The organism is Streptosporangium sp. G11 (assembly GCF_051192615.1).
Taxonomy (GTDB): domain Bacteria; phylum Actinomycetota; class Actinomycetes; order Streptosporangiales; family Streptosporangiaceae; genus Streptosporangium.
Genome location: NZ_JBPJUQ010000003.1, coordinates 63,577 through 86,943, shown reverse-complemented (window position 1 = coordinate 86,943; position 23,367 = coordinate 63,577). Strand labels below are relative to the sequence as shown.

Genomic DNA, 23,367 nt, shown 5'->3' with positions numbered 1-23,367 from the left:
CCCACCTTGGCCGCGTCGGCGGCGCCGGGCGATTCCGTCTCGTCCGAGCGGCGCGCAGCCCCGCCCGGACCCGCCGCGCCCCGCCCGGACCCGCCGCGGGCCCGCGTCTCCCTCTCCGCGCCCGTTCCTAGGCCAGCGCCTGGGTGAGGTCGGCCAGCAGGTCGTCGATCGACTCGATGCCGACCGACAGGCGCACCAGGTCGCCGGGAACCTCCAGCGGCGAGCCCGCCACGGAGGCGTGGGTCATCCGGCCGGGGTGCTCGATCAGCGACTCCACGCCGCCGAGCGACTCGCCCAGGGTGAACAGCTTGGCCCTGTTGCACACCTCGACCGCCTCGGCCTCTCCCCCGGCCATCCGGAAGGAGACCATGCCGCCGAAACGCCTCATCTGCTTGGCCGCCACCTCGTGGCCCGGGTGGTCGGCCAGGCCCGGGTAGAGCACCGAGGTCACCCGCGGATGGGCGAGCAGCAGGTCGACCACCCGCTCCGCGTTCTCGCAGTGGCGGTCCATCCTCACCCCGAGCGTCTTGAGGCCGCGCAGCGTCAGCCAGGCGTCGAACGGCCCGGCCACCGCGCCCATCGCGTTCTGGTGGTAGGCGAGCTCCTCGCCCAGCCCGGCGTCTCGCGCGACGAGCGCGCCGCCGACCACGTCGGAGTGGCCGCCCACGTACTTGGTGGTGGAGTGCACGACGATGTCCGCGCCCAGTGCCAGCGGCTGCTGCAGGTACGGGGAGGCGAAGGTGTTGTCCACCACCAGCAGCGCGCCGCACTCGCTCGCGAGCTGGGCCAGGGCCGCGATGTCCGCGACGCCGAGCAGCGGGTTGGTGGGCGTCTCCACCCAGATGATCTTCGTCTTCTGGGTCACGGCGGCCGCCACCGCCGCCAGGTCGCCCAGCGGCACCGGGTCGTAGTGCAGCCCCCAACGCTTGTGGACCTTCGCGAACAGGCGGTAGGTGCCGCCGTAGGCGTCGTTCGGGATGATCACGTGGTCACCCGGCTCGCAGACCGTGCGGAGCACCGTGTCCTCGGCCGCCAGGCCGGAGGCGAAGGCCAGGCCACGGCTGCCGCCCTCGACGGCGGCCATGGCCTCCTCCAGCGCGGTCCTGGTCGGGTTGGCCGACCGGCTGTACTCGTATCCGGCGCGCAACCCGCCCACGCCGTCCTGCTTGTAGGTGGACACCGCGTAGATCGGCGGCACCACGGCCCCGGTGTAGGGGTCGGGCTCCTGACCTGCGTGGATGGCCAGCGTCTCGAATCCATGGTTCATGGGGTCAACGCTACTCGTAACAGCGGGGACTCCAGGGCCCAGGGAGCCGCTCTCCACGGCTCTCCGCCACTCCCTCGTCGTGCTCCCCGCCGATCCGCGACAGCAGGACCGGGTCGGCGAGCGTCAAAGCCGCGCCGACCACGAGCCCCGCGACCAGCAGCACGATCCCGATGATGGTCATCTCTTTCCCCCTTCGACCTCTCCAGGATCGGCGACGGGCCCTGGGCGCCGCCTCCCCTGAAGGGCCGGTTCCGGTGGGAACGGTTCAGCCGAACGGCCGATATGACATGTCCCCCCTGAGGCCTAGGCTCGGGGACCGTGGGAGAAACGAGCCGGCTGGTCTACTGGGTCAAACGACTCAGCGAGATCGCGTTGATCGGCTGGCTCCTCCTGCTCCTGCTGATCGACGTGGTGGCGACCGCGGCGAGCGGCCCCACCCCGGCGATACTGCTGAACCCCCTGTGCGGCCTGGTGGGCGTCGTGGCGGTGGTGCGACGCCGCCGCTGGCGGGTCGGCGGGTTCGTCACCCTGCTGACGGTGTCGTTCGTGTCCTCCCTGATCATCGGGATCGCCAACGGCGACGGCGGCCTCAGTGCGGCGGAGATCGGGTCGCTGCTAGTCCTCACCGTCGGCGGCCTGCGCGCGATCGAGCCGGTGCGGCGGGCCGCGCTGTTCTCCCTGGCGGCGATGGTGGTGCTCGAAGCCACCGCCAGCCGCCTGAACTCCGTGGGCCCGGAGGGCACGGTGGCCGTCGGCTTCCTGCTCTTCGTCTGCTGGTCCTTCGCCGCCGGCATCGGCGCCTACCTCCGCTTCCAGCTGGAGCGCCGCAGGGAGGCCGTCGACACGGTACGGCGGTCCGAGCGCCTGGAGCTGGCCAGGGAGTTGCACGACCTGGTCGCCCACCACATCACCGGGATCGTGGTACAGGCGCAGGCCGCCAAGGTCGTCGCCGAGCAGAAGCCCGAGGCCGTGGTCCCCTCCCTGGAGGCGATCGGCAACGCCGGGGCCGACGCGCTGACCTCGATGCGCCGCCTGGTCAGCGTGCTGCGCGCGGAGGACGAGGCCGCCCGCTCACCGGGCAGCACGCTCATGGACATGCGCACGATGGTCGAGCGCTTCTCCGCCGCGGGCCCCCAGGTCACCTTCGACATCGGCCAGGGCATCGCCGAGGGCACCGTGGCCCCGGAGGTGATGACCACCCTGCACCGGGTCCTCCAGGAGTCGCTGACCAACGTCCGCAGGCACGCGCCGGGCACCGGCTGGGTCGAGGCGGACCTGAAGCTCACCGACGGCTCCGACCTGCGCGCCTGGGCCGAGAGCGTGCGCATGAGGACGAGAAACGGCCAGGACCCGCGGGGCCGGCGTGCCGCCTACGCCTCCACGGGCACCTCGACCGGCGCGGGCACCTCGGCCACCGGGGGCGCCGTACGGCTGCGGGTGCGCAACTACGGCTCGATGGGCGACGTCAGGATCTCCCGCCTCGGCGGCGGGTTCGGCCTGGTGGGGATGGCCGAGCGCGTCGAGGCGCTCGGTGGCCGCCTCATGGCCGGGCCCACCCCCTCCGGGGCCTGGGAGGTGATGGCGGAGTTCCCGCTCTGACCTCTCCGCCCCGGCCCCGGAGACCTCCGGGGCCGGGGCGGAGGCGGGCTAGTGGTTGGCGAGGAAGGCCAGCAGGTCCTGACGGGTGATCAGGCCGACGGGCTTGCCGTCGTCGAGGACGACCGCGGCGTCGGCCTTCTCCAGCGCCTCGACGGCGATGGAGACCGGCTCGCCCGCGCCGATCGTCGGCAGCGGCTGCGACATGTGGGCGGACAGCGGGTCGGTCGGCCGCACCCGGCCCCGGTAGAGGGCGTCGAGCAGGTCGCGCTCCAGGATCGAGCCGACCACCTCGGCGGCCATGACCGGCGGCTCCTCCTTCATCACCGGAAGCTGCGAGACGCCGTACTCGCGCATGATCGAGATGGCCGTGTCGACCGACTCGTGCGGGTGGGTGTGCACGAACTCCGGCATCCCGGAGCTCTTGCGCGTCAGGACGTCCTTGACCAGTCCCTCCTCGCTGGAGGTGGTCAGGAAGCCGTAGTCGGCCATCCACTCGTCGTTGAAGATCTTCGACAGGTAGCCCCGGCCGCCGTCGGGCAGCAGCACCACGATCACGTCGTCCGGCCCGGCCCGCTCGGCCACGCGCAGCGCCGCGACCGTCGCCATGCCGCAGGAGCCGCCCACCAGCAGCGCCTCCTCGCGGGCCAGCCGCCGGGTCATGTTGAAGGAGTCCTTGTCGGAGATCGCGATGACCTCGTCGCAGATCGTGGTGTCGTAGTTGGCGGGCCAGATGTCCTCGCCGACGCCCTCCACCAGGTACGGCCGGCCGGCGCCGCCGGAGTACACCGAGCCCTCGGGGTCGGCCCCGATGACCTTGACCCGGCCTCCGGAGACCTCCTTGAGGTAGCGGCCGGTGCCGCTGATCGTGCCCCCGGTGCCGACGCCCGCCACGAAGTGGGTGATCCTGCCCTCGGTCTGCTCCCAGATCTCCGGGCCCGTGGAGTGGTAGTGGCTCTCGGTGTTGCGCGGGTTGGAGTACTGGTCCGGCTTCCAGGCGTTCGGCGTCTCCTTGGCCAGCCGGTCGGAGACCGAGTAGTAGGAGTCGGGGTGGTCAGGAGAGACCGCCGTCGGGCAGACCACGACCTCGGCGCCGTAGGCGCGCAGCACCGAGATCTTGTCCTGGGCCACCTTGTCGGGCACCACGAACAGGCAGCGGTATCCCCGCTGCTGGGCCACGATGGCCAGGCCGATCCCGGTGTTACCCGAGGTGGGCTCCACGATCGTGCCCCCCGGCCTCAGCTCCCCCGACCGCTCTGCGGCGTCGATCATCCGGACCGCGATGCGGTCCTTCACCGAACCTCCGGGGTTGAAATACTCCACCTTCGCCAGCACCTGGGCGGAAACGCCCTCCGTCACCTTGTGCAGTCGGACGAGAGGGGTGTTACCCATCAGCTCGACGAGCGAGTCATGTACGCGCACCGGGATATCACCTCGAAATACCAAAGCTCGGTCGGCTTGTTGTCGTGATCGCCGTGGTCCCATGGGGGTGGCGGGGACGCGGCTGTGTTACCAAAGGCAACGCTACCGCCCCGTAGGGAGGGAGCGACGCCACGTGATCTGGACACCGGGTGTGGCGAGGGCCGCCCGCCGCATCGCCGCGGCGGCCGCGCTGGGTGGAGGAGGCCTCACCGCGCTCGGCGCGGCGACCTACGGGCTGCTGCTGGCCGAGGCCCTGGTGGCCCGCCGCGCCGTCGGCCGCCCGCACGGCATGGAGGGGCCGCCGTCGGACGGTGTGTACGGGGCCTTCGGTGGCGAGCCGCTCCGGATGGTCATGCTCGGCGACTCCACCTCCGTCGGCCTGGGCACCTCCGACCCTGCGGAGACCCCCGCCGTGCTGATCGCCAACGGGCTGGCCGTGATCGCCGAGCGGCCGGTGCGGCTGGCCGTGGCGGGCAGGTCGGGGGCCACCTCCGCGGAGCTGGCCGACCAGGTGGACGAGGCGCTGAAGGCCCGGCCCGAGATCGCGGTCATCTTCATCGGGGCCAACGACGTCACCTCGCAGAGCAGGCCCGCCCAGGCCGTGCGGCACCTGCAGAAGGCGGTCAGGCGGCTGCGGGAGGCCGGGGCGGAGGTGGTCGTGGGCACCTGCCCCGACCTGGGCACGGTCCGGCCGATCGCGCAGCCGCTCCGCTGGCTGACGCGGCGGTGGAGCCGCCAGCTGGCCGCCGCGCAGACCGTCGCCGTGGTCGAGGCGGGCGGGCGCACCGTGGCCTTCGCGGACCTGCTGGGACCGGAGTTCGACACGAACCCCGCGGAGATGTTCGGCCTTGATCGTTATCACCCATCTGCTCAAGGTTATCTCCAGGTTGCTTACGCGGTGCTACCTTCCGTATGCAGTGCGTTGGAACTCTGGCCCGAGCCACGGGCCCGGCGCGCTGAGTCGATCTACCTCGCGGCGGCCAAGGCCGCGGAGGAGCCCGGCGCCGAGGTCTCCGCGACCCGTGTCGCCGGACGAGCGACCGGACCTCACGGACGGTGGGTGACCATGCTCGGCCGCAGGCCGGGAATGCGGCCCAACGACGACTGAACACGGTCACCCTCCGCTGCGAAGCCGTAACGCCTCGCCCGCATTGGAGTGGAATACCCGTGATCCGGCCCCTCGCGAAACCGGCCCTGGTGCTCGCCGGAGCTTTGACCCTGGGCGGCTGCTCCGGCACTGAAGCGGCCACCCCCGACCATCCCACCTGGCACAACACCGAGGTGAACGCGGTCAGCCGCACCACCACCGCCGGTGGCGTCGCCACGACGACCTCCATGAAGCCCGACGGCACGCTGGAGACGGTGGCCCTCGACCTCGCCACGGGCAGAAAGCTGTGGGCCCACCCCTCGACCATGGCGGGCCGCCTGCCGGGGATGGGGGTGCCCGCCCCCGCGATCGTCGAGACCTCCGCGGGGCGGGCCGTCGCGGTGACGATCGACCCCGCCAGGCGGGGCCGCTGGAAGGCCACGCTCGTCGGCCTCGACGCCAGGACCGGGGCGCGCAGGTGGAGCCGCCCGGTGCACTCCACCTTCGGCCCGCAGCGGTGCGGGGCGTTCGTGTGCGTGTCCGAGAACACCGCGCTCGCGAGCGCCCGCGTCGTCGTCCTCGACCCGGCCACCGGCCGGACCATGTGGAAGATCCCCGGCATCGCGGAGGCCGAGTGGTCCGACGCCTCGCGCGTGGTGTTCCTCCGCCTGGCCCGCCACCCCGTCCTGGAGGCGCACGACCTGAAGACCGGCAAGACCGTCTGGCGGGTCCCCGTCGAGCAGCCCCTCGGCCCCGGGGTGGACCTGTCGGGAGGCTGGTCCTTCGGCGCGACGGCGGGAAACCTCGTCGGATACGTCGCCCCCTACACAAATCCGAAGACGAGCAAGGTCTCCGCCTTCGGCCTGTTCTCCGTCAAGCTCGCCGACGGCACGGTCAACTGGATGCGCCCGTCGGTGGTCCGCGTCTACCCCAGCGGCAGCCCCGGCTTCGCGCCGGTGGTCCGCCCGGTCGACCAGGAGGGCCGGTACGGCGGGTTCGCCCGCCTGGAGGCCGGCAGCGGCCGGGTGCTCGGCCAGATCTCCGCCGAGCAGGTTCCCGAGTCGGGCTGGTGGCTGGCCTTCCCGCCCCGCATGGAGAAGGTCGGCTTCCTGCGGCACGACAAGCCGGGCAACGTCTTCGACCTCCCCAGCGGCCGTGACGCCGACGTCAAGAACGAGCGCGCCTGGTCCTTCTGCGTGACCGACCCCAAGCCGCTCGCGCTCAAGGGCCAGAACTCCGGCTTCTACTCGGTGGCCTCGCTGTGCGAGTACAGGCTGGCCGACGGCAAGCGGGTGTCCGGCTCGGGCGCCCCGCCCCTCTGGTTCACCGGCAGCCAGAACGGCTGGCGGATGTGGCGCGACGAGAAGGGCGGCCTCCACGGGATCAAGGACGGCGACGGCACCTCCCCCGGCATGTACGGCTGACATCCGCGACCGACGAGACGGCCGATTCGTGACGGTCCCCGTCCCGATCTCACGGCGGGACGGGGACCTTGTGCGTCCCGTACAAAGTTCTGTTTCAACGCCCCCCGGGGCGTGGCTTCGGGCATACCGCACGGTACGCTCCGCTGGAGGAGCAGACACGAACCCAGGAGAGCCACATGCCCGAGGCAGTCATCGTCGCGACCGCGCGCTCGCCCATCGGACGCGCCTTCAAGGGGTCCCTCAAGGACATCCGCCCCGACGACCTGACCGTACAGATCATCCAGGCCGCGCTTGCCAAGGTCCCCCAGCTCGACCCGACCACGATCGACGACCTCATGCTGGGCTGCGGCCTGCCGGGCGGCGAACAGGGCTTCAACATGGGCCGGGTGGTCGCCACCCTGCTCGGCCTGGACACCGTTCCGGGCACTACCGTGACCCGCTACTGCTCGTCCTCGCTGCAGACCACCCGGATGGCCCTGCACGCGATCAAGGCCGGCGAGGGAGACGTGTTCGTCTCCGCGGGCGTGGAGTGCGTCTCCCGCCTCAAGAACGGCAGCTCCGACCAGGGGCCCGACACGATGAACCCGCTGTTCGGCGACGCCCACGCCCGCTCGGTCAGTGCCGCCGAGGGCGGCAAGGGGGTCTGGCACGACCCGCGCGAGGACGGCCAGGTGCCCGACGTCTACGTGGCGATGGGCCAGACCGCGGAGAACCTCGCCGGGCTGAAGGGCGTCTCCCGGCAGGAGCAGGACGAGTTCGGCGTCCGCTCCCAGAACCTGGCGGAGAAGGCCATCGCCAACGGCTTCTGGGAGAAGGACATCACCCCGGTGACCCTGCCCGACGGCACCGTGGTGAGCAGGGACGACGGCCCCCGCGCCGGGACCACCTACGAGGCGGTCTCCCAGCTCAAGCCGGTCTTCCGCCCCGACGGCACGGTCACCGCGGGCAACTGCTGCCCGCTGAACGACGGCGCCGCCGCCGTGATCGTGATGAGCGACACCAGAGCCGCCGAGCTCGGCATCACCCCGCTCGCCCGGATCGTCTCCACCGGCGTGACCGGCCTGTCCCCCGAGATCATGGGCCTGGGCCCGGTCGAGGCCTCGAAGCAGGCCCTGGCCAGGGCGGGCATGGCCATCGGCGACGTGGACCTCGTCGAGATCAACGAGGCGTTCGCCGCCCAGGTCATCCCGTCCTACCAGGACCTCGGGATCGACATCGACCGGCTCAACGTCAACGGCGGCGCCATCGCGGTCGGCCACCCCTTCGGGATGACGGGTGCCCGCATCACCTCCACGCTGATCAACAGCCTGGCCTTCCACGACAGGTCGATCGGCCTGGAGACCATGTGCGTCGGCGGTGGCCAGGGCATGGCCATGGTTCTGGAGCGCCTCAGCTGAACCCGGCGCCCCCGGCCGGGCTCCGGGCACCCGTTGGCCCGGCCGCGGTGTCCCCGTTCCGGGGGCGGCTCAGCCGTGCACGTCGGGGCCGGCGCGGGTGATCGCGATCCTCAGGATCACCCGCCGCTCCCGCTCCATGGCGGCCCGGTAGTCGTCCCAGTCGGGGTGCTCACCGGAGATGTCCCGGTAGTAGCCGACCAGGAGGTCCATCGCCTCGGGCAGGGAAACGATCTCCGCGACGCCGTCGATCTGGATCCACTGGCCGAAGAAGGCGTCGGTCGTCACGCAGAGCGAGACCTGCGGGTTCCTGCGGAGGTTGCGCACCTTCGCCGCGGTCTCCCTGGTGCTGACGATCGCGTTTCCCTCGGCGTCGAGCCCCACGGTGACCGGAGAGAGCTGCGGGCGTCCATCGGCGTGCGAGGTCAGCATGACCGCGCGGTGGTTGGCGCGGATGAACCCGCGCGCCTTGTCATGATCCATGACCCCATCATGGCCCGTACATCAAAGCCCGCACCACCGGGGTGGCGCGGGCTTCACGGAGATAGACGACTTACAGGTAACGGGTACGGCGATGCCGCTCGTGCTCGTGCACAATGGCGGCGGCGTAGCCGTGGGTCAGCCCGTGCTCATCGGCGAGCCAGGTGGCACGCTCATCGCAGCGAAGGAACGACGGGCCGTTGTCGATTGCTTGGAACCACTCTGGGAGTGCGCGTCCCGTGATGTCCGGGACCCTTGCGATCAGCTTGCTCTGCGTCTCCAGTGAGTGGTTCAACGACATGGGCACCTCCACGGATAGGCTCCTTTGCTCGACAGTGCATCACGAAAGCCCAGATAGCAAGCCCCGAGATGCTCTCTTCCGTCGCGGTTCGTCTATCCCCCGTTGCCTTCCGTTCACTCACATGTCCGCCCAGAAAAACGGGAGACCCCGCCGGAACGGGCCCGGTGCCGCCGTCCTTGGCCGGATCGGCGACGGACGGCCCACCGCTCCTGACCTCCCCCACCGCCCGCCACCGAGGCGATCGGGATACGCGGCCCCGCCGCCACAGGGTCATCGTTCTTTCGGTCGATCCACCGTGATGAGGCCGCTTTCGTACGCGTACACCACGGCCTGAGCCCGGTCGCGTAGATCCAGTTTGCTGAGAATCCGATTGAAGTGCGTCTTCACCGTCGCCTCGGCCAGTCGCAGCCGAGCGGCGATCTCCGTGTTCGACAGGCCACGCGCCACGTGGAGGAGCACCTCCCGCTCCCGCGCGGTGAGCACGTGCGCGTCCCGCCCGGTCGTGTCACCGACCGGAAGATGCGCGGCGAAATGCTCCAGCAGGCGCCGGGTCGTGCTCGGCGCGACCACGGCACCTCCCGAATGCACGGACCTGATGGCGCTGAACAGCTCCTCCGGGAACGCGTCCTTGAGGATGAAGCCCGAGGCTCCCGCTCTGATCGCGGCGAAGGCGTACTCGTCCAGGTCGAACGTCGTGAGGATGAGCACCTTCGGCACCCCCGCCACCGCGTTGGCGCGGATGAGCCCGGTCGCCTCGACGCCGCCCATCCGCGGCATCCGCACGTCCATGAGCACCACGTCGGCCTTGGTCGCCCGCAGCACCTCGATCGCCGCCACACCGTCCGCGGCCTCGCCGACCAGCTCGATGTCCGGCTGGGAGTCCAGGACCAGCCGGAACCCCGCCCGTACGAGTTCCTGGTCGTCGACCAGCACGACCCGGATCATGGCGTCTCACTCCGCCTCGGCGACATCCGCCCTCATACTGCCGGGTCTGATCCTTTCGGCGTTATTCATCGCGTCCTGTGGGGATACGGGCGAGCACCTGGAAGCCACCGCCGGCCCGGGGCTCCGCTCTGATCGTTCCGCCGTATATCGCCGCCCTCTCCCGCATGCCGGCCAGACCGTGGCCCCCCTCGATCCGGAGCGTGGACGCCCCCTGGCCGTCGTCAGCGATCATGAGCTTGATCTCGTCGTGGCCGAACCCCACCTCGACGGTGGCCCGTGTGCCCGGTCCACCGTGCTTGAGGGTGTTCGTCAGCGCCTCCTGGACGATTCGGTAGATCACCAGCTGCTCTCCCTCGGGCAGGTCACGGGGGGTTCCGGACACGGCGAGCTCGGTCGGCAGCCCGGACGCGCGAGCCTGCTCGACGAGCTCGCCGAGCCGCGCCAGGTCGGGCTGGGGAGAGTGCGACTCCTCCGCGCCCGTGTCGTCGCGCAGCACGCCCACCAGCCGCCGCATCTCGGCAAGCGCCCGGCGGCCCGTCGTCGAGATGGTCCCCAGGGCCTGCCGGGCCCGTTCGGGATCACTCTCGATGGCGTATCCGGCGCCGTCCGCGTGGATGACGATCACGCTCACGTTGTGCGCGACCACGTCATGCAGCTCGCGAGCGATGCGCACCCGCTCCGCCGTGGCCGCGATGAGGGCCCGCTGGTCGCGTTCCCTTTCCGCCTGTTCCGCCCGTTCCACCAGGCTTTCCACATACCGGCGGTGGGTGTTGGCGTAGATCCCGGCGATCCAGATCGCGATGACGAACACGGAGAACGCGGCGTACTCCTTGGCCAGCACGAACGCGGATTCGTTCGGCCGGAACACCACGAGCAGTATGCCGAGCTGGGCGACCGCTCCGGCGGCGATCGCCCAGCGCAACCGGCGCCGAGAGGCCACTCCGTACATCGCAATCAGCACCGCGCTGTTGGCGGCGACCATGTCGACGCTCGCCGCCCACTGCGCGAAGCTCACCGATGCCGTGATCGCGAAGACGGCGAGCGGGTGTCTCCGCCGCCAGAGAAGCGGCGCCAGCAGGACCGCGACCAGCGCGAGGACGCCCCAGAAGCCACCCGTACCGGGTCCCGGCGCGCTCGGATCGCCGTGGTAGATCACCTGGACAAGGCAGAGCAGCACCAACGGCCCGAGGACGAGGACGTCCTTCAGGGCTCTGTGACGTGCCCCCAGGGCACGCGATCCGCCGAACACCGACTCAACGATACGTACCGGTCGCCGGGCCGGATTCCCCCTTGAGGCGGAGACGCCAGTACAACCCGGGGAAGGTGCCGGTACGACCTGGGGTGCAGCGCCGGCGGGGTCGGCCCGCCCGGTCGCACCGTTCTACGGAATGAGTTTCACCTCGGGGTAACGCCTGGCGGGGCCGTCGAAGAGGCGGGTGTGCCGTCCCCGCAGGTGCAGGTCGAAGAACGCGGTGACGTAGGCGCGCTGGGCCGTGACCGAGCGTTCGGGATCGATCGTCCCGATGATCTCCGCCACGGGCACCTTCCCCAGCTTCCCGGCGACCTGCGGGATCATCGCCTGAACATCCATGAAAGACAGGTGCTGAGCCCCCGTGAACCGCACCTCGCGCTTCCAGCCGCTCGACCTGTCCCAGAAGGACTTCCAGGTGGGCTCGCTCTCCCGTGTGGTCGGCTCCCCCGCCACCTGCAGGAACGGCTTCGCGAGACCGCTTCGGACGACCGGTCCGAAAAGCGTGCCGTCGAGGTTGATCCCCGCGTCGACGCGCCGGTCGTCACGCGTGAGCTGGGCGGCCGTGGCTCCGCCGAAGGAGTGGCCGAACATTCCGGTACGGGACAGGTCCAGTGCGCCGGACAGCCCGGCCGGCAGTGGCGCGCGTTCCTCGTCGGGATTGTGCCCGCGGTCGAGGCGGGCCAGCCGGTCGAGCACGAACCTCATGTCCTCGACGCGAGTCGCGAGAAGGACCTTCGTGAGCTTCTCGAACGCCTCCTTGTCCGGCACCGGGGGGAGCCTGGCCCGTTCGACCCTGCCGCCGGGGAACTCGACCTGGTCCGGCTGGTAGGTGTGATCGACCGTGACGACGACGTAACCGCGGCTGGCCAGTTCCTCGACCAGGACGGTGCCGAGGGTACGCGGGCCGTCGAGTCCCGGGGAGTATAGGACGACGGGAAGGGCTCCCGCTCTCCGATCCACCGGCGCGCCCGTCCTGGCGTGCGTCCTCGTCGCGGCCCAGTTCACCTCGCCCGGCTTGATGCCCAGGTCGGAGGCCGTATCCTGATCGAAGTCAGCCGCGGCAAGCGGTGGCATCTGCGGCGCGAGGGGCAAGTTCTCCGCGCCGCGAGCGGGATACCAGACGCTCACCATGAGTTCGCGGTAGGGCCGGGACGTCACCAGGGAGTCGGGGCGCGACCGGTCCACCAGGTGCAGGGCGACCGTGCCGATCGGATATCTCCCGGTGGGCTTCGGCAGCGACATCCTGAGGGCCGTCGCGGACGCGCCCGCCGTATCGGCGAGAGCGGACCCGCCGATGGACGCCGACGAGCCCGGCGCCTTCGCGGCTGGCCCGTGCGATCCGGGCCCGGCGGCCGCCGCCGACGTGGTGGCCGGTGCCAGCAGGGTGGCGGCGACCCCCAGGCCGACGATCGTCCATCCGGTACGGCCAAGCTTGGGATCTCGCGGGAAAGCAGGCATCGGTCATCTCCTCGTAGGTGGTTGACGTGCTACGAGAAGCCTTCCAGCGATCTTTTGGCCGCCCTTCGTCCTCAGGGATGAACGTGGGTTGACGCGGTGGGTTGACCCGCGACGATCATCATCCGCAGGCATGACGCCGTGCTCGTGAAGAGCGCCGGAAGGTCGCGGAACGGCCGAAGGAAGGTGGCGGAACGGCCGGCACAAACGAACCGCCCCGTTCGTGATGAACTCGGTCATCACGAACGGGGCGGTTCGATACCTCGGATTCGCCGACGGCGCCGGATCGGTCACCCGGACTCGACGAGCCCGGCCTGACGGATCCGGCGGGGCCGCCGGCGTGTTCGTCAGTCGCTACTCGAGAAGTAGCTCAGCAGGCGCAGGATCTCCAGGTAGATCCAGACCAGGGTGACGGTCAGGCCGAAGGCCATCAGCCACGAGTACTTCTCCGGGGCGCCGTTCCGCACTCCGCGCTCGACCTCGTCGAAGTCGAGGAGCAGGAAGAAGCAGCCGACGAGGATCGCGGCGATGCTGAACACGTAGGCCAGCACGCCACCCGACCGGATGCCGATGCCGTCCTCGATGAAGAAGCCGGCGACCAGGTTGATGAGCGCGAGACCCATCAGGCCCAGAGCCGCGGCCACGACGAACTTGGTGAACTTCGGCGTCACACGGATGATGCGCAGGGAGTAAACGGTCAGCATGGCGGCGAACGCCAGAGCCGTACCGACCACCGCCTGGAAGACGATGCCGCTGTACAGATCGTTGTAGACGTGGCTGATCACGCCGACGGCGACACCGTAGGCGACCGAGTAGCCGAGGATCAGCACGGGGTTGGTGCTGGACCTGAACGAGATGATCAGGGCGAGGATCAGGCCGACGATGACACCGGCGATCGCCGCGACCATGCCGAGGTTGAGCACCCAGGCGACCGCCGCCGAGACGACAAGCGTGCCAAGGGTGATGAAACCACGCACGACCACGTCGTCAATCGTCATCGTCCGCTGGGCGGGCGGCGCGTATGACGGCGTGTTGTACATACCCTGAAGCTGGTCAGGGGTGGGGGTCGGCACGCCCCAGCCTTGCTGCTGGCCCTTGGCCTGCCGACTGAATACGGGGTTCTTGCTCTCCATCGCTGCCTCCACGCTGCGACCTACGCGATCAGCGTATTAGATCGGTTGTCACACGGCCGTATCGTGCTGATATCTATGTTGTTCAAGTGGCCGTACGGCTACCGCCGTTGTTGCCAACGAACGGGTGGCCCGTCAGGTTCCCGGCCCTCACGCCTGTTTCGCCGATCGCTCGTCGAAAAGCCGCTGGGACGCCTCGACCTCGTCGAGGTTGCGGCGCGCCCACTCGCAGATGCCGGTCACGGCCACCGACAGGTCACGCCCCATCCGGGTGAGCACGTATTCCACCGTGGGCGGCGAGGTCGGGTAGACGTTGCGCTCGACGATGCCGTCGCGCTCCAGGGCCCGCAGCGTCCGGGTCAGCATGCGCTGGTTGATCCCCTCGATCCGCGCCTTGAGCCGGGAGAACCGCTGGGCCCCGTGCCCCAGCGCCGCGATCACCAGCAGGGACCACTTGTCTCCGATGTGACCGATCACCTGCCGGGCGATCCCGTTGGCCCGGAGCATGGGCTCCAGGTTCGCCTCGTCCCTCATGGTTACTATTTTATACCAGCGGGCCGTCGAATCCCAGGCGGCGAGACAAGTCGTCCCGCGACCCCTTCGCGCGGGTCACGGGCCCGAACAGGCGGCCCATACACACGGGCATCGCGTCACGACCGCGAACGGACCCGACGAACGCACCGTCACCCGTGCTGGGCGCGGCCGCTTACCAAAAGGCCCGCCGACCAGGTCAGGAGCCATCGGGCCGCAGACCCGGCCCCCGCCTCCTGGACTAGCTTTGAAGGTGGAGGGGGTCGAGGAAAGGCGCTGTGATGGACTTGGAGATCGATTACAGGGCGGTGTTCGAAGCCCTCGCGGCCCCGCTGCTGGTGATGACGCCGGACCTCGTCGTGGTGGCGGCCAACAACTCCTATTTGAAGGTGACCGGGCGGGGCCGGGCGGACCTGCTCGGCCGGCCCTTCTTCGCCGTCTTCCCCGGAAATCCGGACACCCCCAACGATCCTGACGGGCAGGGGGCGGGGCGTCTGCGCGCTTCGCTGGAACGGGTCATCGCCACCGGCGAACCGGACACCATGGCGCTGCAGCGGTACGACATCGAGGCGAGCGACAGGCCGGGGGTGTTCGAGGAACGATACTGGAGCACGATCAACGTGCCCGTCCTCGGCCCGGACGGCGAGGTGAAGCTGATCGTTCACCGTAGCGAGGAGGTCACCGGCTTCCTCCGGCTGCTATGGCGGTCCGGCGAGCGCGGCCTCACCGGCGCGCGGGCGGAGCTGGGGTCGCTGGAGACCGACGTCTACGTTCGCGCCCGCGAACTCCAGGACCTCAACGAAGGACTCCAGCAGGCCCACAGGCAACAACGCCAGACCACGTCGGCGCTGAGGGAGACCATCGAGCGGCAGCGGCAGTTCGTCTTCGACGCCTCCCACGACCTGCGCAACCCGATCACCGGGCTGCTGACCGAGCTGGAGACCGCACTCTCGGAACCTGACACCGATCCGCAGCAGATCCTGCGCAAATTACTGCGAGGCACCGAGCGGCTCAACGACATCGTCGCCGATCTGCTCGAACTCTCCCGGCTGGACACCGCGACGCCCGCCGCCACCGAGCCGGTCGACCTCGGCCGCCTCGTCGTAGACGAGCTGGAACGACGGACCCTGACCGCCACCGTCCTGGCCCGGCTCGATCAGCAGGTGGTCGTGCGCGCCTCCCGGATCCGGATGTCCCGGCTCCTGGCCAACCTGATGGCCAACGCCGAACGGCACACCACCACCGTGATCGAGGTCATCGTCACCACCGCCCCGCCCGACGCGATCCTGGAGGTCATCGACGATGGACCCGGGATCGCCCCCGCCGACCGCGAAAGAATCTTCGAACGCCTCTGCCGCCTGGACGACGCCTGTCGCCGGGATCCCGGCGGCTCCGGGCTCGGCCTGCCCATCGCCCGCCAGATCGCCCAGGGCTACGGCGGCCACCTGTACGCCGCCGATCACCCCACCGGTGCCCGCTTCGTCCTCCGCCTCCCTCTTTCCGCCTAGGGTCCGTCTCCTACCGTCTCTCGGCGGTGGGACATCGGTGTTCCCGTTCGGACTTTGCCGACGATCTTCCATCCGGGCCTCGCCGCTCCCGGATCGCCCCGGAACTCCGCGACAGACCGTGACCCGCGACCCCGGATGGGAAAGGGCTCACCGAGCGACCACCAAGCCGCAGCCGAGCTGGCTGTACAGCTCCAGCTGGTCGTAGTAATCCTGGTGCGAAATGACCAAATCGTTGGCGACGCGGGCCACACATGAGGCGCGGACGGTGATGCGATGGCCGGTTCCCTCCAGCTCACGCCCGTCGGGCAGAGGGAAGGGGCCCAGGTGGGTGCCGATGAACGTCCATTCCGTCACCACGGGATCGTCACAGGCGACCTCCAGCCACGCCGTCTGGTGGAAGTCCGGGAAGCCCTTGAAAAACTGCTCGTAGAACCGGGCGATCTGCTCATACCCTTCTGCCACGCCTGACGGCGTGACGAGAACGGCGTCCGGGCTGTAGAACTCAAGCACCCGGTGCAAATCATGAGTGTTGATCGCTTCGCACAACCGGTGCTTGATCTGCCAAGAATTGGACATGATATTGGCCCTTCGCTGGTGCGGGACGAGGCAGCGAACCCGCCGAGGCCTCCAAGGTGATCGGGATGACGAACGTCACGGCGCTCAGGCGGCATCGAGCGAGGTCGGAGCCTCGACGGCGCTCTTTCAAGGCTACCCAGTGAGGAGTCAGCCGCCTACCCCGATGGCGTCGTGCGCACCCCACGGAAGGTGTCGCGATCTCCCGGCCCGCCCATGGCGGTGTCAGCAAGACAAAGGAGACCACGAACGCGGGCCGGCGGGGCGACGATTCCGGCGCGGTCCGGGGTCATCCGGTGCGCGGTCGCCTCGCCCCCGGCCGGGCGGCTTCGCGACCCGCGCCACGCGCCACGCGGCTGTACCCACGTGGTTCGCCACCGGTGTGCCGGCCGCCCGGACCGCCGGCCTGGCGGGGCACGGCGTCGCCATGCCGCCCCACGTCCGGGCGAAGCGCTTCGAAGGACGGCCGAGGGACAGGAGCGTCTCGCCCGGCGGTGAATCCCGAAGGCCCTCAAGCAAAATGATCACATTTAGGTAACCCCAAACGTTTTACGAACGCATTTGGGATGAACAGCCGTGACCGTTCGGCGCCAACCGTGGACAGCCGTACGGCACAGAAAGGCCCGTGACCGCGTTTTCACTGGTCACGGGCCTTGTTTTACAGATCACCATGAGTGCCCCCGGAGGGACTCGAACCCTCACTCGAACCCTTTTAAGGGGTTTGCCTCTGCCATTGGGCTACGGGGGCGCCGTAATCATACGTAACGGACCACTCATGCGTAACTGCTCAAGGCAACCGTCGCATCACTTCCACCGAGAATCTGCGGACCGCCCCGGTTCCGGGGGCCCGGTCAAGGAATAGCACACCGCCGGGAACGGCGAATCCGGAGGTGGGCCGGGTCGCCCACCCCCGGGTTCGGGAGTTCGGTTCACTTGAAGGGTCCGGCTGTTCAGTCCCTCTGAAGGGTCCGGCCGTTCAGTCCCTCGCGGCGGCGCGGAACTCGGTGCGTGGTTCCTCGATCTCCCCGAGAGAGACGGTCTCGCGCTTGAAGAAGAGCGCCAGGGTCCAGTCGGCCGTCACGCGGACCTTGCGGTTGACGGTGGGCACCCGCGACAGGTGATAGGTGCGGTGCATGAACCACGCGGCGAGCCCGCGGAGCTTGATCCCGTAGACGTTGGCGACACCCTTGTGAAGGCCGAGCCCGGCGACGGAGCCGACGTACTTGTGCCGGTAGTCGGCCAGTTCCCGCCCGCGCAGGCTCCGGGTGATGTTGTCCGCGAGGACCTTGGCCTGCCGTACGGCGTGCTGCGCGTTGGGCGCGCAGTACTGGCCGGGGTTGGTCAGGTCGGGCACCCCGGCCACGTCTCCGGCCGAGTAGGCGTCCTCGACACCGACCACGGTCAGGCGGGAGGTCGTCTTGATCCGGCCGCGCTCGTCGAGGGGCAGGTCTCCGGCGTTGACGACCGGGCTGGGCTTCACCCCGGCGGTCCACACGATGGTGGCGGCCTCGAACTCGTCGCCGTCGGAGAGCTTGACCAGGCCGCCCACGCAGGAGTCGAGGCGGGTGTTCATCTTGACCTCGATGCCGCGCTCGCGCAGCTGCTCGGCGGTCCACGCGCCCATCTCGGGGCCGACCTCGGGGAGGATGCGGTCGGTGGCCTCGACGAGGATCCAGCGCATGTCCTCGCGGGAGATGTTCCGGTAGTAGCGGGCGGCGTCGACCGCCATGTCCTCCAGCTCGGCGAGCGCCTCGACGCCCGCGAAGCCCCCGCCGACCACGACGAACGTCAGGGCGCGCCTGCGCAGGGCCTCGTCTTCGTCGCTCTCGGCCCGGTCGAGGAGTTCGAGGACCCGGTTGCGCAGCGCGATCGCCTCGCCGACCGTCTTGAAACCGATCGCGGCGTCGGCCAGGCCGGGGATGGGGAGCGTACGGGAGATCGACCCGGCGGCCATGACGAGGATGTCGTAGTCGATCTCATGCGGCGTGCCGACGTTGGGCGCGAAGGTGACGGACTTGGCCGCGTGGTTGACCTTGGAAACCTTGCCGTTGAGGATCGTCGCCTTCGAGAGCACGCGGCGGAGCGGGACGACCACGTGCCGGGGCGAGAGGTTTCCCGCGGCCGCCTCGGGCAGGAAGGGCTGGTAGGTCATGTGGGACTCGGGGGTCAGGACGGTGATTCGCACGCTTCCATCGCGCAGTTCCTTGCGGAGCGTGTGCTGCAGGCGCAGCACGGTGTAGAGGCCGACATAGCCCCCACCGACGACCACGATGTGCTTGGAGTTGCGGTTCACTTCGACGCCATCCTTAGTTTCGAGGCTTGTGAAACCTTTCACAAGCATACGTCCGCGCCCCCGATCGCGCCAGCCGCACGCCGGGCAAACCAGCCGAAATTTCTGCTAACGGCTAGAAACGCCCGGCCTTCTCGGGAGAATTCCCGCCAATCTTCTCTTTGTGATCGAGTTCACAAGCGGCGAAGCACGTTCGCCCTGGTGAAGAGGTCGTCGAGCATCCGCGCGGTCACCCGGCCGGTGAAGGTGTTCTGCTGGCTGGGGTGATAGCAGCCGAGAAGATGTGCGGAACTTCCCTGGGGAGAGGTGATCTCCGCCTCGGCACCGTGCCCGAAGGGCGGCCTCGGTCGTGGCAGGGCGTACCCGGCGTCCCTCAGCGCGGGCCAGATCGCCTGCCAGGCGAAACCTCCCAGCGCGACGACCACCCGTACATCCGCCGAGACCAGCGCGACCTCGCGGGACAGCCAGGGGAAGCAGGCGGACCGCTCGGCGGGCTCGGGCTTGTTGGCGGGGGGAGCGCACCGGACCGCCGCCACCATCCGCGCGCCGACGAGCCGCTGGCCGTCGCCCGCCCGGAGGCTGGTCTCCTGTACGGCCAGGCCGGTCCGGTACAGCGAGGCGAACAACCAGTCGCCGCTGCGGTCGCCGGTGAAGATCCTCCCGGTCCTGTTGCCGCCGTGCGCCGCCGGCGCCAGCCCGACGATGAGGATCTCGGGCCTCTCGTCGCCCCATCCGGCGATGGGCCGGCCCCAGTAGGTCTCCTCGGCGAACGCCCGCCTCTTGACCGTCGCCACCTCCTCGCGCCACTCCACCAGGCGCGGGCAGGCCCGGCAGACCGACTGCGCGGCCTTGAGCTCCGCGAGGGTACGGCTCTCCCCCGCGAGTTTCCGCACCTCGACGGGGTCGTGCGCGACGGGGGTGCCGGGCTGGGCGGGATCGTCGGGCCAGCCGGATCCGGGAGGAACGTGGGTCATCCTTCGATGGTGCCCGAAACGGGAGACCACCCGGCCCATTCCCTGCCGCTCGCCCGGCGCGAGAACCATCCAGGCGGGCTCCCGACTCGGGCTCCGGAAGGCGGAGGCGGGCACGCGAGTCCGGGAGGCGGGCGCGGGCTGGAAGGCAAGGGCGGGAAAGCGGGCGCGGTTCGCGACGCGGTTCGGAAGGCGGGCGCGGGGAAACGAGAAGCGGCGCCCGCCGGGATGCGGGCGCCGCCTGTTTCACTCGGGACGCGGCCCGGCGTCAGACGCCGGGCGCGCTACCTCGACCTACCGTGCCATCAGGTCACACGGGGAGGGTCGGGGTCGGGGTGGGGGTCGGGGTGGGAGTCGGGGTGGGAGTCGGGGTGGGGGTCGGGAGGGGCTTGCAGACGACCTTGGCCACCACGGTGCTGGTGGTCGGGCCACCGTAGATCTCGATCGCGCGCTTGGACTCGCCGGAGGTCGCGGTGGTCCAGCTGTCGTACACGCTCTGACGCTGCGAGCCGTGACCGCTGAAGTGGGCGTACTTCCAGTCGCCCGCCACACCGTTGCTGACCCAGCGGTACTTCACCGTGGTACGACCGCTCGCGCTGATCGTGCCGGTGAACGTACGGGTCGTCGGGCAGGAGCCCTCGTAGGCGGACGGGGCGTCGACGGACGCCCAGACCTTCGGCGACTCGTCCTCGCACCGGATCTTGAAGTAGGCGCGGTTGGAGGAGGCCTCCACCGGGCCGACGATCTGCAGCGAGGCCCAGCCCCTGAAGTCGTCACGGGGCCTGATCACGTGGAAGACCTTGCGCGAGCCGTCGACGCGGACGGAGTCACGGTCGACGACGTGGCCGTTGACGACCCAGCGGTAGTGCACCCAGCGGGTACCGGAGGCGTGGATGCGGCCGATCAGGGCGGCCTTGCAGTTGCCCTCGTCGACCCACACCTGAGCGCTGACGCGCGGGGGAGTCTTGATCTCGTGGTCGTCCTCGGCGGAGCCACAGGAGACCGAGAAGTAGCCCTTCGAGGAGGTGGCGCCGCGCGGGGCCAGGACCTGGATGGCCTGCCAGCCCTTGACGTTGCCCTTGAAGGTGGCCTTCTCCTTGACCGTGAAGCTCTTGGCGCCCTTGCCACGGAAGGTGAAGGACTTCACCTTGCCCTTGGAGCCGTCGCCACGCAGCCACCGGTAGGCGACCGTGGTCTTGCTCTTGACGGCCTTCACCTTGATCTTCGAGGAGAAGGTCACGTTGACGGGGCACTCACCCGCGTACTTCGAGGGAGATGCCTTGGGGGTTCCGGCAGAGACGACGGGCCTCGGCTTGGCGGCGGCCGAGGCCACCCCCGCCTGGCTCGATCCACTGACCGCCGCTGCGGGCGAGGCCAGCACGCCTACTGCCATGGTTGCCAGCATGGCCGCGCTGGCTCCTGCTGCGGCTAGCTTTCTGGCTAGTCCGGACTTCATGAGGGGATGCTCCGTTCGTTGGGAAGCAAAATCGCTCAGGAGACGGTTGCCGCCCCGACAACAGCTGTGCCGGGCCCCACGGCAAAGCCCCACTAAAGCTTCTTTACCTAACCATAAACGGGAAGCTTTCCTCAATACTCCCTAAACAGGCGAATTGTCTAGGTCTTGTTATGAGTCGGCGATCGACCACGCGATGCCGTCGAGGATGTCGTGCTCGCTGGCGACCACCTCGCCGAAGCCGTAGCGGGCCACTATCCGGTCCAGGATGAGCGCGCCCGCCCCGATCACGTCGGCCCTTCCTGGATGCATGATGGGAATCGCCGCCCGCCGTTCAACGGTCATTCCAAGCAACCGCTCGGCGATGTCATGCACCTGACCTGCCGCGATTCGCGAGTGGTGAATTTTCTTCGGATCGTATTCCGGCAGCTCAAGCGCCATTCCGGCGACGGTGGTGACGGATCCGGCGAGCCCGACCATCGTCAGCGCCCGCTCCACGGGCACCTCGGCCGCGACCCGGTCGAGCGCCTCGTCGATGTCGGCGGTCATCGCCTCGATCGCCTCCGCCGACGGAGGGTCACCCGCGTCGCGCAGGTGACGCTCGGTCAGCCGGACACACCCGATGTCGACCGACAGCGCGGCCTCCACATGCGTCGAGCCGAGCACGAACTCGGTCGAGCCGCCGCCGATGTCGACCACGAGGTACGGGGGGCGGGTGCCGTCGGGGGCGGGCAGGCCCGTCTCGTACGAGAACCGCACCAGATCGCGGGTGGCCCCGGAGAACGACAGCTCCGCCTCCTCCGCGCCGGTGATCACTTCGGGCTCCACGCCGAAGATGTCGCGCACGCCGTCCACGAACTCCTGCCGGTTGGCGGCGTCTCTCGTGGCACTGGTGGCGACCACGCGGACCGAGGAGGCCCCGTGCTCGGCGATGAGCCCGGCGTAGCCGCGCATGGCGGCGAACGTGCGCTCCAGGGCCTCCGGGGCCAGCCTGCCGGTCTTGTCGACCCCCTGGCCCAACCGGACGATCTCCATGCGGCGCTCCAGGTCGATCAGCCTGTCCCTGCCGACGTCGGCGACGAGCAGGCGGACGGAATTGGTGCCACAGTCGATCGCGGCGACGCGGATCACTCGGTCTCCTTCGTGGTCGGTGCCACGGCCTGGGCACACGGTGCTACGGCTTCGGCGACGCACGGTCCGGCGGACCACCAGTCGCCGAGCGCGTCGAGGGCCTCGCGGCCGAAGGGGTTGCCGCCCGGGACCACGAGCTCGTGCCCGACCAGGGCGTGCAGGCACTTCACCCGGGTGGGCATGCCCCCGGTGCTCTGCATGTCGCGGGGCAGCGGCTCCAGGCCGTCCTCGGCGGCCGCCCTGTCGCGGCGCGCCACGTAGTCGTCGTGGGCGGCCCGGTAGGCCTTGGCCAGCTCCGGATCGTCGGCGAGCCTGGCCTGCATGTCCCGCATCATCCCCGAGGTCTCCAGGGTGCCGATGGCCGAGGCGGCCCTGGGGCACGTGAGGTAGAACAGGGTCGGGAAGGGCGATCCGTCGGGCAGCCTCGGGGCGGTCTCGACGACGTCGGGAAGCCCGCACGGGCAGCGGTGCGCCACCCCCCGCAGTCCTCGCGGCGCCCGGCCGAGCTGTCGCTCCACCGCCGCCACGTCGCGGTCATCAACCATTCGTGACACCCCCTGAAAGCCGACAACCAGGGTATCGGCGTCACCCGGCGGCCTTGGCCGCCTTCTGTCCCCTGCCGCTGTCGGCGGCCTTGACCGAGTCCCACAGCGTCTCGTACCACGGCGGCCTGGCCACGGTCTTCCGCTCACCGGCCGTGCCCTTACCGGGCGAGGGTGAGCCTCCCATGACGACATAGCACTTCTGCCCGGGATCGCAGTAGAAGAGGCGCTCCCTGCCCTGCCGCTTGATGAAGCCGGGGTCAAGGAGCTGCTTGGAGCGGTCGTCCAGGGCCTTGATCGCGGCGATCTCCCTGGCCTTCTCCTGCTCCAGCTGGGCGATCTGGCGGCGCTGGGCGACGTACTCCCTGATGGGGTAGGCGAGGCTCATGGCGATCGCGCACACCACGATCGCGAGCACCGCGGCCCGTCCCGTCAGCTGCGGCCGTGCCGCCATGCGCCCTCCTCCGTCTCCACGCTCTCGTGGTGTCGTCCACGTGCCCCGCACGGTGGTCGCGACACCGGCGGGGGCCGATCTCTCCTCGTCGATCCGGCGTCCGTCTCCGGCGCCGGCCTCTCCGCACCGGTCTCTCCGTCCGATCTCCTCGCCCCGATCTC

The 23,367-nt window shown here is 69.8% G+C and carries 22 protein-coding genes and 1 tRNA gene; 5 read left to right on the top strand and 18 right to left on the bottom strand.

Annotated features, from left to right (window positions below; genetic code table 11):
• Positions 1-127: 127 nt before the first annotated feature.
• Both ACSDR0_RS04105 and ACSDR0_RS04100 read right to left on the bottom strand, forming a co-directional pair.
• Entirely contained in the window at positions 128-1,267 is a 1,140-nt protein-coding gene (locus ACSDR0_RS04105; RefSeq protein ID WP_435287361.1) for a cystathionine gamma-synthase, read from the bottom strand.
• 10 nt (positions 1,268-1,277) lie between these two features.
• Complete coding sequence (locus ACSDR0_RS04100) at positions 1,278-1,448, bottom strand: hypothetical protein (RefSeq protein ID WP_435287360.1); 171 nt, start codon at positions 1,446-1,448, stop codon at positions 1,278-1,280.
• 137 nt (positions 1,449-1,585) lie between these two features.
• On the opposite strand from ACSDR0_RS04100, the gene ACSDR0_RS04095 reads away from it, so the two are divergent.
• Positions 1,586-2,866, top strand: coding sequence for a sensor histidine kinase (locus ACSDR0_RS04095; RefSeq protein WP_435287359.1), 1,281 nt, complete (start codon positions 1,586-1,588; stop codon positions 2,864-2,866).
• Positions 2,867-2,914: 48 nt separating this feature from the next.
• Here the strand turns inward: ACSDR0_RS04095 and ACSDR0_RS04090 are convergent, their stop codons facing one another.
• On the bottom strand, positions 2,915-4,285 hold the full coding sequence (locus tag ACSDR0_RS04090; protein WP_435287358.1) for a cystathionine beta-synthase: 1,371 nt from the start codon (positions 4,283-4,285) through the stop codon (positions 2,915-2,917).
• A 133-nt stretch (positions 4,286-4,418) separates the two neighbouring features.
• Here ACSDR0_RS04090 and ACSDR0_RS04085 point away from each other — a divergent pair, with 133 nt between their 5' ends.
• From ACSDR0_RS04085 to ACSDR0_RS04075, 3 genes are all read left to right on the top strand, one after another.
• Entirely contained in the window at positions 4,419-5,393 is a 975-nt protein-coding gene (locus ACSDR0_RS04085; protein ID WP_435287357.1) for an SGNH/GDSL hydrolase family protein, read from the top strand.
• A 59-nt stretch (positions 5,394-5,452) separates the two neighbouring features.
• Positions 5,453-6,796, top strand: coding sequence for a PQQ-binding-like beta-propeller repeat protein (locus ACSDR0_RS04080; RefSeq protein ID WP_435287356.1), 1,344 nt, complete (start codon positions 5,453-5,455; stop codon positions 6,794-6,796).
• A gap of 176 nt (positions 6,797-6,972) precedes the next feature.
• On the top strand, positions 6,973-8,193 hold the full coding sequence (locus ACSDR0_RS04075) for an acetyl-CoA C-acetyltransferase (protein ID WP_435287355.1): 1,221 nt from the start codon (positions 6,973-6,975) through the stop codon (positions 8,191-8,193).
• A gap of 69 nt (positions 8,194-8,262) precedes the next feature.
• Here the strand turns inward: ACSDR0_RS04075 and ACSDR0_RS04070 are convergent, their stop codons facing one another.
• The 7 genes from ACSDR0_RS04070 to ACSDR0_RS04040 form a co-directional block, all read right to left on the bottom strand.
• The gene (locus ACSDR0_RS04070; RefSeq protein WP_435287354.1) at positions 8,263-8,673 is read right to left on the bottom strand and encodes a PPOX class F420-dependent oxidoreductase; all 411 of its coding nucleotides are present in this window, start codon (positions 8,671-8,673) and stop codon (positions 8,263-8,265) included.
• A gap of 70 nt (positions 8,674-8,743) precedes the next feature.
• Positions 8,744-8,971, bottom strand: a complete 228-nt coding sequence (locus tag ACSDR0_RS04065; protein ID WP_329093696.1) for a DUF4287 domain-containing protein — start codon at positions 8,969-8,971, stop codon at positions 8,744-8,746.
• 270 nt (positions 8,972-9,241) lie between these two features.
• Entirely contained in the window at positions 9,242-9,916 is a 675-nt protein-coding gene (locus tag ACSDR0_RS04060; protein WP_435287353.1) for a response regulator transcription factor, read from the bottom strand.
• A gap of 61 nt (positions 9,917-9,977) precedes the next feature.
• On the bottom strand, positions 9,978-11,165 hold the full coding sequence (locus ACSDR0_RS04055) for a sensor histidine kinase (protein ID WP_435287352.1): 1,188 nt from the start codon (positions 11,163-11,165) through the stop codon (positions 9,978-9,980).
• Positions 11,166-11,297: 132 nt separating this feature from the next.
• The gene (locus ACSDR0_RS04050) at positions 11,298-12,626 is read right to left on the bottom strand and encodes an alpha/beta hydrolase family protein (RefSeq protein ID WP_435287351.1); all 1,329 of its coding nucleotides are present in this window, start codon (positions 12,624-12,626) and stop codon (positions 11,298-11,300) included.
• Between the two features lie 344 nt (positions 12,627-12,970).
• Positions 12,971-13,756, bottom strand: coding sequence for a Bax inhibitor-1/YccA family protein (locus tag ACSDR0_RS04045; protein ID WP_435287350.1), 786 nt, complete (start codon positions 13,754-13,756; stop codon positions 12,971-12,973).
• A gap of 147 nt (positions 13,757-13,903) precedes the next feature.
• Positions 13,904-14,287: a winged helix-turn-helix transcriptional regulator gene (locus ACSDR0_RS04040; protein WP_435287349.1), complete on the bottom strand. Its 384-nt coding sequence runs from the start codon at positions 14,285-14,287 to the stop codon at positions 13,904-13,906.
• Between the two features lie 278 nt (positions 14,288-14,565).
• Between ACSDR0_RS04040 and ACSDR0_RS04035 the strand changes: the two genes are divergently transcribed.
• A complete protein-coding gene (locus ACSDR0_RS04035; RefSeq protein WP_435287348.1) occupies positions 14,566-15,792 on the top strand; it encodes an ATP-binding protein in 1,227 nt (408 codons plus the stop codon).
• Between the two features lie 147 nt (positions 15,793-15,939).
• Here ACSDR0_RS04035 and ACSDR0_RS04030 read toward each other — a convergent pair whose 3' ends face one another.
• The 8 genes from ACSDR0_RS04030 to ACSDR0_RS03995 all read right to left on the bottom strand — a co-directional run bounded on the left by ACSDR0_RS04030 (position 15,940) and on the right by ACSDR0_RS03995 (position 23,206).
• Complete coding sequence (locus ACSDR0_RS04030; RefSeq protein ID WP_435287347.1) at positions 15,940-16,368, bottom strand: ester cyclase; 429 nt, start codon at positions 16,366-16,368, stop codon at positions 15,940-15,942.
• A gap of 672 nt (positions 16,369-17,040) precedes the next feature.
• A tRNA-Leu gene (locus ACSDR0_RS04025) sits at positions 17,041-17,113 on the bottom strand.
• A gap of 228 nt (positions 17,114-17,341) precedes the next feature.
• Complete coding sequence (locus ACSDR0_RS04020) at positions 17,342-18,658, bottom strand: NAD(P)/FAD-dependent oxidoreductase (protein ID WP_435287346.1); 1,317 nt, start codon at positions 18,656-18,658, stop codon at positions 17,342-17,344.
• Positions 18,659-18,828: 170 nt separating this feature from the next.
• Entirely contained in the window at positions 18,829-19,629 is an 801-nt protein-coding gene (locus ACSDR0_RS04015; RefSeq protein ID WP_435287345.1) for a uracil-DNA glycosylase, read from the bottom strand.
• 307 nt (positions 19,630-19,936) lie between these two features.
• The gene (locus tag ACSDR0_RS04010; RefSeq protein ID WP_435287344.1) at positions 19,937-21,019 is read right to left on the bottom strand and encodes a hypothetical protein; all 1,083 of its coding nucleotides are present in this window, start codon (positions 21,017-21,019) and stop codon (positions 19,937-19,939) included.
• A 231-nt stretch (positions 21,020-21,250) separates the two neighbouring features.
• On the bottom strand, positions 21,251-22,210 hold the full coding sequence (locus ACSDR0_RS04005; RefSeq protein WP_435287343.1) for a Ppx/GppA phosphatase family protein: 960 nt from the start codon (positions 22,208-22,210) through the stop codon (positions 21,251-21,253).
• On the bottom strand, positions 22,207-22,755 hold the full coding sequence (locus ACSDR0_RS04000) for a DUF501 domain-containing protein (RefSeq protein ID WP_435287342.1): 549 nt from the start codon (positions 22,753-22,755) through the stop codon (positions 22,207-22,209). Before ACSDR0_RS04000 ends, ACSDR0_RS04005 begins: the two co-directional genes overlap by 4 nt.
• Positions 22,756-22,795: 40 nt before the next feature.
• Positions 22,796-23,206, bottom strand: coding sequence for an FtsB family cell division protein (locus tag ACSDR0_RS03995; RefSeq protein WP_435287341.1), 411 nt, complete (start codon positions 23,204-23,206; stop codon positions 22,796-22,798).
• Positions 23,207-23,367: the final 161 nt, after the last annotated feature.